The organism is Neisseria sp. HMSC056A03, from assembly GCF_001815685.1.
GTDB classification, from domain to species: Bacteria; Pseudomonadota; Gammaproteobacteria; order Burkholderiales; family Neisseriaceae; genus Neisseria; species Neisseria subflava.
This window is the reverse complement of the sequence record NZ_KV821570.1, coordinates 1-8,580: the sequence shown is the minus strand read 5'-3', so window position 1 is coordinate 8,580 and position 8,580 is coordinate 1. Positions and strand designations below refer to the sequence as shown.

The 8,580-nt window shown below is 45.3% G+C and carries 16 protein-coding genes; all 16 read right to left on the bottom strand.

Translation table 11 applies throughout. The annotated features are described in order from the left end of the window. Positions 1–115 precede the first annotated feature (115 nt). Entirely contained in the window at positions 116–721 is a 606-nt protein-coding gene (locus HMPREF3052_RS00090; RefSeq protein WP_070747502.1) for an HGGxSTG domain-containing protein, read from the bottom strand. Positions 722–945: 224 nt separating this feature from the next. Then, positions 946–1,365, bottom strand: coding sequence for a hypothetical protein (locus HMPREF3052_RS00085; RefSeq protein ID WP_014580656.1), 420 nt, complete (start codon positions 1,363–1,365; stop codon positions 946–948). Continuing rightward, on the bottom strand, positions 1,352–2,053 hold the full coding sequence (locus HMPREF3052_RS00080; protein ID WP_070747499.1) for an adenine nucleotide alpha hydrolase family protein: 702 nt from the start codon (positions 2,051–2,053) through the stop codon (positions 1,352–1,354). Before HMPREF3052_RS00080 ends, HMPREF3052_RS00085 begins: the two co-directional genes overlap by 14 nt. A 486-nt stretch (positions 2,054–2,539) precedes the next feature. After that, positions 2,540–2,968, bottom strand: a complete 429-nt coding sequence (locus HMPREF3052_RS00075) for a hypothetical protein (protein WP_070747495.1) — start codon at positions 2,966–2,968, stop codon at positions 2,540–2,542. Between the two features lie 31 nt (positions 2,969–2,999). Then, a complete protein-coding gene (locus HMPREF3052_RS00070; RefSeq protein ID WP_070747493.1) occupies positions 3,000–3,491 on the bottom strand; it encodes a hypothetical protein in 492 nt (163 codons plus the stop codon). A 20-nt stretch (positions 3,492–3,511) separates the two neighbouring features. Further along, on the bottom strand, positions 3,512–3,850 hold the full coding sequence (locus HMPREF3052_RS00065; protein ID WP_070747490.1) for a hypothetical protein: 339 nt from the start codon (positions 3,848–3,850) through the stop codon (positions 3,512–3,514). After that, positions 3,851–4,252 (bottom strand): recombination protein NinB, encoded by a 402-nt coding sequence (locus tag HMPREF3052_RS00060; protein ID WP_070747487.1) that lies wholly within the window; start codon positions 4,250–4,252, stop codon positions 3,851–3,853. Then, entirely contained in the window at positions 4,240–4,536 is a 297-nt protein-coding gene (locus tag HMPREF3052_RS00055) for a DUF1364 domain-containing protein (RefSeq protein ID WP_049351890.1), read from the bottom strand. Before HMPREF3052_RS00055 ends, HMPREF3052_RS00060 begins: the two co-directional genes overlap by 13 nt. Before the next feature lie 128 nt (positions 4,537–4,664). Then, positions 4,665–4,880 (bottom strand): hypothetical protein, encoded by a 216-nt coding sequence (locus HMPREF3052_RS11860; RefSeq protein ID WP_070747484.1) that lies wholly within the window; start codon positions 4,878–4,880, stop codon positions 4,665–4,667. Continuing rightward, positions 4,873–5,253: a RusA family crossover junction endodeoxyribonuclease gene (locus HMPREF3052_RS00045; protein WP_141756582.1), complete on the bottom strand. Its 381-nt coding sequence runs from the start codon at positions 5,251–5,253 to the stop codon at positions 4,873–4,875. The genes HMPREF3052_RS11860 and HMPREF3052_RS00045 overlap by 8 nt, the downstream gene beginning before the upstream one ends. 100 nt (positions 5,254–5,353) lie before the next feature. After that, the gene (locus HMPREF3052_RS00040) at positions 5,354–5,950 is read right to left on the bottom strand and encodes a hypothetical protein (protein WP_070747481.1); all 597 of its coding nucleotides are present in this window, start codon (positions 5,948–5,950) and stop codon (positions 5,354–5,356) included. Next, positions 5,940–6,068 (bottom strand): hypothetical protein, encoded by a 129-nt coding sequence (locus tag HMPREF3052_RS11945; RefSeq protein ID WP_283126922.1) that lies wholly within the window; start codon positions 6,066–6,068, stop codon positions 5,940–5,942. The genes HMPREF3052_RS00040 and HMPREF3052_RS11945 overlap by 11 nt, the downstream gene beginning before the upstream one ends. Further along, entirely contained in the window at positions 6,065–6,523 is a 459-nt protein-coding gene (locus HMPREF3052_RS00035) for a hypothetical protein (RefSeq protein ID WP_070747478.1), read from the bottom strand. The genes HMPREF3052_RS11945 and HMPREF3052_RS00035 overlap by 4 nt, the downstream gene beginning before the upstream one ends. Positions 6,524–6,525: 2 nt before the next feature. Next, positions 6,526–6,771, bottom strand: coding sequence for a hypothetical protein (locus HMPREF3052_RS00030; RefSeq protein ID WP_141756581.1), 246 nt, complete (start codon positions 6,769–6,771; stop codon positions 6,526–6,528). 11 nt (positions 6,772–6,782) lie between these two features. Next, positions 6,783–8,093: a replicative DNA helicase gene (locus tag HMPREF3052_RS00025; RefSeq protein WP_070747473.1), complete on the bottom strand. Its 1,311-nt coding sequence runs from the start codon at positions 8,091–8,093 to the stop codon at positions 6,783–6,785. A gap of 2 nt (positions 8,094–8,095) precedes the next feature. After that, on the bottom strand, positions 8,096–8,580 hold a 485-nt coding region (locus tag HMPREF3052_RS11700; protein WP_210399491.1), incomplete at its 5' end, for a DnaT-like ssDNA-binding domain-containing protein.

The following is an 8,580-nucleotide window of genomic DNA, read 5'->3' as shown; positions in this document are numbered from 1 at the left end:
TGATGATTCGCTCGCTGCCAAATATAGCCACGTCTTTGATAAAACATCCAGCGTGTAAACATATACAAGCTGCCGTATGATTTCAATCGGGCTGCATTAATATGACCTTGTTCCATCACACCATATCATCTACTTCATGCGCGTATTTTAAAAATTCTTCCACTGACTCAAAAGCCGCCAAGCCTGTTTTCGGGGTCATACTTCCATCAGATGATTTCAAATCCACCACCAAACCTTTAAGCAGCTTCTGACGTGTCATCGTCAAAGATTCAATCCGGGCAAGCAGGCGGTTAATAATCTCCCCGTAATCACGATAAACAAAAGTCTTTTGTTTCACAGGAGGCACATCAGGGTCGTCTTGAATTGCAACACCACCAATAACAGATGGCGTCTCCACCAATCTATCCAACTCTAACCGCTCTTCATCTTGTCGCCGCTTCTGCTCTTCTTCAAGCTTCATGGCGCGGCGCAATCGAATCTTGCACAGTTTCAACTCTTCATCGACACTCTCAAGCTCAATTTCAGCAGCAATCTCTTTTTCTTCGTCTGTATAAAAATCAGAATACAGGCTGCCCGGTTTACGGCTATTTGTATGACCTTTGGGCGCGCCTGTACTTTTCCCCCCATGCAATCGGCAACGGCCATTAGGCATGGCAGGGCTTTGGCACACTCCACCGCTACGGGTTTTTGCACCGCAAATATCTGCACCTTTAACTGGCATAAAACACCTTTTATTGCATGGGGTTAATTTATAAATAAAAAAAGCCCAATAAAATCAGGCTTTAATATTATGAACCGCTTGAACGGCTCGAAAACGCATTACTACGGCCACGACCACCAGCGACCTTACCGCGAATATGCGGCTTGCCATGCACTTTTACGCCACGCATAGACACCTCCTTTTTACAGACACAAAAAAGCCGCCCATTGGACGGCCACTGAAAATTAATCTACAAATCCTACCCAAGTCTTATCAACTTTCGGATCAGCAACAAACGCCACCTCTTCATCCGGCAACTCAATGCCAAGATATTCGGCTAATTTAACCCCATCAATGTATTTATCGCCAAACTGTCGCCAATTCATGGCCGCAATAAACGCATCCGCCTGTGCGCGAGTTTGGAAACAAATACAACTCCAATACTCGCTGTCTGTCGCTGATACTTTCCGCTTGTTTTCCGCCTTTAAACGGTCTCGGAATCCTTGTTTGACAGCATCTAAATCATTTTTACTATCGGTTTCCGGATTGCCTGTTAATTCCGGCATATTTACAAGCGGCTTTTGCTTACGCTTCCATTTTGCCACTTGGTTTTTAGCGGCTGCCACTTTATCAGCAGCCTGTTGTTTCAAATCAGATTTTGCCATTTGCGCACTCCCATCTAAAAATCTCTAAATCGACCATCGGAAAAAACTCAAGTATCCTTTTATAGTCATCAGGATAATGTTTTTTTATCGGGAGTAAAAACCGCAAATCCAAGCCATCAAATGACCGCCCAAAAATCTTGTAATCACTACCAAGGCGGACATTGTGCTTTTTAAAGCACTCTACCAAATCAGCCTTTTTCCAATCCCAAATAGGATGATATTTAAGCAGATTGTAGCTTATACTGCCATGTGTTTGGATCGCGATACGGCGCATCGGGCTATCGGCAGCACGGACACCATCAGCAACTAATGTTTTTTTGTCCAATCCATGCATTTGGCACATCGCGGCCTGAATATCAGTGTAATCAAAATCAGGCAACCCTGCATCTTCAATGACAGCGCAATTTTGCGGCGGCTGAAAAACAAAATTATTAAGCAGTCTATGCAATGATGGGTGTGGGAGTTTAGTGATCTTAAAGCCAAACTGCCACTCATACATATCAAGCTGCTCATCAACAAATGCCAAATCAGGGACGAGATATAAATAATATGGGACTACCTCATCAAAATAATCTTTTATAGCGAGATATGTAGCAACAGCATCTTTACCGCCGCTAAAAGCAAGCAGTGTCTTATTTTGCCGCTTCCGAACCTCTTTAATAGTTTCAAGTCCACTTAAAGCTGCCATTTGACAAACTCCAATCAACATCAATATAATTACAAATTATATATAACTTAATTAGATATTGCAATATGCAAAACACAAAATTTAAAACACTTTTAGACTCTGCGCAAATTACACAAGCAGACCTATCAAGGCGGTTGGGTATAAGCCCAACATCTATTAGCAAATGGCACAAAATTGGCGTTCCACAATACGCGGTTGCTTATCTTGAGTTGTTGGCAAAATATAACCGACTAATGGATAAAATCTAAAGGGATAGCCCCATACCGATAACGGCAGGGGCTATGTGCAAGAACCGCTTTACAGCCTGTCATGGCAGGCGGCCGTCAGGTCGGGCAAACGCGTCTCACTTGCTCCGCGTTCTGTTATATCTATGCCTGAATCACAGGCTATCTTGAAATGCAAAAAACCGCCCTGTAAAGGCGGTTTATATAGCTATTTCCAAACTATAGCATAATTGTATATAAAAGGTAACATCACGTCAACAGATTAGAACAATTTCATATTAGAAATTTTTTCAGTTTCAACGCCATAACTGATTTGGTCGCCACGCACAACAAAGGCGTAGTCTTTAAAGCCTGTATAACCGCCATGCTGGTTTTTTGCATTAATACGCGCGTTGAAGATATGGCCAAAGTAAAACATACGCGTCATGCAGTTGCCCATTGATGGGTCAATTTTCGTACAAACCGCAATCCAACCTTTACGCGCTGGTGTTGTGTCAACGCTACGAATATTCATAGAATCAGGGTCAACAAGGTTATCAACCGCCCATTCTTTTATTGCTTTCTCAAACTGGCTCGGCGGCATCGGATCGGGATAGGTAGCTGCGGCTAATTGTTGTTGACTTGGCTCAATCGCCGCCGCACAAGCAGTCAGCAATCCTGCGACAATAGCAGTCAGTAATAGTTTCTTCATGTTGTTTTCCTTTTTGTGATAAAGAGTGTTATTAAATTATGCCACAGCGTTTAAACTCGTCATAGAGTTTTATTTGAATAGCCTCTTCCAGCTTGGCAATTTGTTGACTTACTTTTTTAGAGTGTCGCCATAATGTCATCTTGCTAATATCGTACTTATCCATAATATCCACCTGTTTTGGGACTTCCCTCAAGATATTCGACACCAGCGCATCACATATCAGCAGGTTTACGCCGTTGTTCTGCGCTTCGATATAGGCGGTAATATCAACGATTCCGCTCAAATCCTCGCTGTATTTACACTCCACTACTGCAAGCTCGTATCGGTTTAATACGCGCTCTATACGGCTGATAATCATCGCGGCGTTTGCGTGGGTTTCGGACTGCGTTAAATTGCCACCGCCGCCGGTAACGCCTTTGCTTTCGCACCAAGCACAAACAGAAGCCGTGTTGTTCATTGGCTCCATTCTCACGCCTCGAATCTTGTAAACATCTTCCAGTACCTGCTCAACCGTGTAATACATTTTCCGCCCCCGTTTATATTTCAATTAATGCTTTTTTCCAAGTAATACAACTCAATAATATTTCCTGCGGCATTGTCTACAATGGCCTCAACATTCTCAGCACTAGTCAGCAATGACAGGGGAATCTTCCCTGATTGGCGGATGAAGTAAGCGATCAGCCATCGTTCTTCGCAACCGGAAAAATCCAAACGCTCCAACATATTTTTCAGCGTTCGTTCAGGCATCTTCTTCCCACCTAAAATCATGGAGAAAAATTTATACTCGACGTCAATCCGGGCTGTGATTTCGGCTCTGCTCATTCCCCAGTCGGCTTGTTTGAGTTTGATTAGCTCTTTTAGCGTCATAGCGTTCCCTTTCATTCAAAATTCCCAAATAATGCCAAATTCCTGCGCCGCCCACGCCTGCAAGCGGTTTTGGTAGTCTGTCATTTCTGCCGTGTTTAGTGTCGTCGTGCTTATCGGTGTCTTAACTTCTGTGCCGTCCGGCATGGCTTTAATATCAAAGCCCAGTAACACGCCTTTGCAATATTCATGCCACGTTTCCGCGCTGTATCGCCTGCCGTTGACCCACGCCTCATCTGCCAATTTGCCGTAGATTGCCCAAAGCCGCCTGTTTTGCTCTACGCTCCGTTTTGATTTATACGGCCTGACACACACTTCAAGCTCTGCGTTTGCCTCCAACCATACGCCTAGATTGTTGTAGATGGTCGTCATCAATGGCCGCTTGTTGTCTTTGGTCAGCCTGTACGCTACGCTTTGCATTTAACGATTCCCTTGTCTATCAGCTTTAAAAGCGTTCTGAACTGCGACCGTCGCATATAAAACTCTTTATCCTCCTTGCTCAACTTGATATGCGACCGACCATCTATCACGTCATGACAGGAACTACACCCAAAGCCTGCCGATAAATCGTTACTCTTCAGCCCCATGCCGTGCGTTTCGCTTGGAAAATGGCACAAAACCACTGTTTCAGGGTTGTAATTGCACACCCCTGCGATATTGAGTGTGCAATCTTCCCCTTTGGCCGCTTTTCTGATCGCGCTCACTTACGTTTCCTCTTCGCGCGGTTTTTAAGTGTTGACTTACTCCTGCTCCGAAGATTTAAAAGCCAGTCAATATTTCGATACGACAACGCCAATAACCTCAATTCGTCTCTACTCATTCATAAAACTCCTTAAGGTTTCAGTGCGAATGAAAGCATAAGGAAAGCCCAAATCACGGAAAAAACAACAAAAATAAACAGTTGAATCGTATGAATTTCTACTACTTTCATGCTGCCTTTTTGAAAAATTAACGTTTTTTTTAAATCAAGCACAGACAGAACTTTACTTATAAAATAGCCAGCATGAAGAAAAATCAATGCTGAAACAAAAGCGAAAAATTTAATCATCGTAAAACTCCACTAAAACAGAACCGCCTTTTACCGGCGGCGCACGGTCAATAATAATTGGGCAAAACTCACTGTCATCACAGCCAATCGCAAGCGCAATGCCATCTAAAGCTGCTTTCATGCTTGCGTGCATATTGTCTAAGTCTCGCCGCCTCCTATCAGGCGGGGAAAACAGCAATCTAAGCTTCCTTTGCTGAATCCCCTTTAGCCCGGCTCTTTCTGCAAGCGTGTAAGCCTCATTCTTTGCCGCCTTGAAAACTTTTGCCTTAACGTGAGGATTTAGCCGCTTGTTTGGGTTTAAATCCTTGTTAGGGTAAGGAAGCAATACAGACTTACACGGCTTTTCTATCAATACTGACAATGCCCACCCCAATCATCGTCATCGTCTTGGTTGCGTACTTTCTTTGCGACCCATTCAACAAATCCAATCGCCAACACTACAACCAACACACAAATCAAAAATACCGAGAATTTCATAAATAACTCCACTTTCTGCCGAACTGCTTGTAAATCTTCTGTGCCTCGCCTGTTTTCCAATACTGATTACTCAACAGGGGGAACGCTTCGTTTGAAAGATTGACAGTATCTTCAACACTCAAACCTTTAGGCATACACGTTAAATCCCATACGCTCGGTTTTTTTGATCGGCCACGCGGATTACTCCATTCATTGCTTCCATGCTTCGCCCTGTAAGCCGCTCTTTTGCACTCCTTGCACTGTGAGGTGTAAACCCAGATTCCGGCGCTGTTTGGATATTTTTTATAAAAGCTGTCTATCGGCTTTTCTTGCTTGCAGCATGTGCAAACTTTAGACTTAGGCTCAACTGCCACCGGCTTGAATGGCTCTTGTTTTACGCCCGTTCGCTTCTCTTTTTGTGTTTTCTGCCGTCGTTCGTACTGTTTGAGATTAATAATCTCTCGGTTCTCACGCCTATACTGATCTTGATATTTAGCTTTGCAGTCTTTACAGAAAGACAAGTATTTAAACTCCCCGGTCTCCTCATTTCTACGCCTAGTCATTTCCGGTAACGGTTTCACTTTTCCACATTTGTTGCATTTCTTAGTATCCATCCCATCCCTCCCCTTTTAAGCTACAACCAAATTCATCAACCGGCGGCATATCTACCCAAAGAGTAATTCCGATAAGTGCCACGATAGCACCAAGCCCAATTAGAAACAGTGTCATCATTTGCGGCCTCGCTTGAATTTGTTGCGTTTCAGCAGTTCCAATTCCCCTTTCAGCCGTGCAATCTCGCTTCGTAGCGCGGGGTCAGAAGGTTTATTTCGCAAAACGTCCAGTAACTTCACTTTCGTATCGGCAAGTTCTTTGTCTTTACGCTCCAATTCGTCTTGCAGCTCTGAAACCTTGATTCCCAGTGCCGTGCCTTTTGCCATTAAGCCGTTGGAAGTGCGTTTTTCTTCGTTCAGACGGCTTATTGTTTCCGACAGATTCGCGCTGACCATTTCAGCCGCCTTTTCCATTTCGGCTTTTTCTGCTCTCATTTCGGCTTTTTCTTTCAAGCCGTCTGAAATCCTCTGACTGTAATCATCGGCCATGCCTTTCAAACTATTAGCGGCCTGAATAACCTCTTCATAGTCTTTCTTACTTACACCGCCCAATTTCTCAATTAACCAATTTTTCATTTTCATTTCCTTTTATCGCGCCATTCTTCAAACTTTTCGCGCCGTTTCTGTATCACGATTTCATCGGCTGGCTGGAAACCTTTTCCGCCGCTCCAGTAATCGCCCTTGTCGCACTGATAGCCTCCGAAGTAGAAGCTCGCCCGTTGCTCAGGCGTTTGCGATTTCTCGCATTTCGCAAACCCTCTCATCGGCGTGTTTGCCTCTGATTGGAAGTTTGCGTATTTGCAGTAAAAGCAGGTTTCACGCATTGCCCTACTCCCTAGCTGTAATACTCATACTCGCAGAATCGTTGATACTGACCCTGCCACACTAGATCTAAAACGCCACGCTCGCCGTCTCGGTTTTTCGCGATGATCAACTCAGCCGTTTCTTGCGGTGCGTCTGAATCGTAGTAGCCCTCACGATATGGCATCAGAACTAAGTTCGCGTTTTGCTCAATACCGCCACTTCCTCGTAGGTCTGCAAGGCTTGGTCTTTTATCTGCCTGTTTCTCTGTCGCTCGGTTTAGCTGTGCAACCAGCAAGACATGAATTTGCAGTTCCATTGCCAGACGTTTCAGGCGTGCCGTAATATCATCAAGTTCGGCAACCTCGTTCACGCCTTTACGCGGCATCAGGTGCAGATGGTCAACGACCAACACATCAAGCCCCGATTTGCGCTTCTCTAGTCGGCATCGCGCGGCGATTGCTTCAATTCCGACCATTTCCGTATCAATCACAAACTTCCAGTCTCTAGCCTCGTTCAAGTATTCAGCGAAGCCGTTATGCTCTTCCCGTGTCATGCGGTATTTCTTCAGCCTGCCGTAATCAATCGAATATTCAGCAGATGCGCCGCGTTGGGTTAGTTCTACGCCTGACATCTCGTAGCTTTGGAATCGGACGGACAAGCCGCTTTTTGCACAATGCCGGGCAATGTTTTCAGCCAACACGGATTTACCCATGCCGGGTCTTGCACCGATTACCGTTAAATTTCCGCGTTGCAGGCCGCCTGTAACTTCATCAAGGCACTTCAAGCCGGTAGAAAAGCCAAGCATTCCGTCAGTTTCAGAAATTCGCTCCCAGTGGTGCAGTGTTGCTCTGATCGCATCTTCGTAGCTCATTTCCTCGCTTCTGCCTGCCGCTGTGCCGCCGATTTTGTCTAACAGGGCAACCGCTTCAGCCTGTCTGTCAGCGATTGAGCGGCCATCTCGTTCTGTCGCCAGTCTTTCGATTTGTTCAGCAGCGAATCGCAATTCACGCTCTGCCGCGCTTTCTGACACCAGCCGCGCATATCGGCTAACATTCGCCGCTGACGGCGTGTTTTGTTGCAGGTCAATCAGGTAAGCAAGGCCGCCTGTTTCTTCGCTCAATCCACGCTTACCAAGTTCAGCATCAAGCGTAATCACATCTACCGGCAGGCCGTCTGAAATCATCGATATGGCTGTCTTGAAAATCAGGCCGTTCTTTTCGCTGAAAAAATTGTTTGGCGTTAAGTCTGTCAGCAAGTTGGCGGAATCGTTGTCAATCAGGATTGCGCCCAATACAGACTGCTCTGCTTCCAAACTTGCCAAGATTTCAAATTGCTCAGTCATTTTCAAAATTTCCCCAGTGGTCTAAGTTCGGCGGCCTGTTTTTTGGTCATTACCGGCATACCGTCAGCAGTTCGTACGGCTATGCGTTTGTGTGCAGGGTCTCGTCTTACCGCGCCCAATTCGCCTCTTGCCTTTAAGCGTGTCAGTGATTGAAAAAACTTGTGTTCCCACATCGCCTGCGTTTGCATATCGCCTCTTGCTCCCCAGTAGCCTGTAAACTCAATCAGCGCGTCTTTGATTCGTTCGTCCTCAAAGCTTGGAATTTGTGATCGTCGAAGTTTCGCGTTAAACGCTTTTTTGTCTTCAGGCTCCCAGTTGTCGAAAATCTGAAAATCGTCGCTGCCGATGTTGATGGGTTTTGCGCTCTCAGATGCTTCGGGAACCTCTCCCTCTACATCTCCGTCTTTACTATCTTTCAGTACTTGTTTATATTCAGTATTTACTAGTGTCGGCTCAGCCTGATTAGGCTTACCCTGATTAGGCTTAC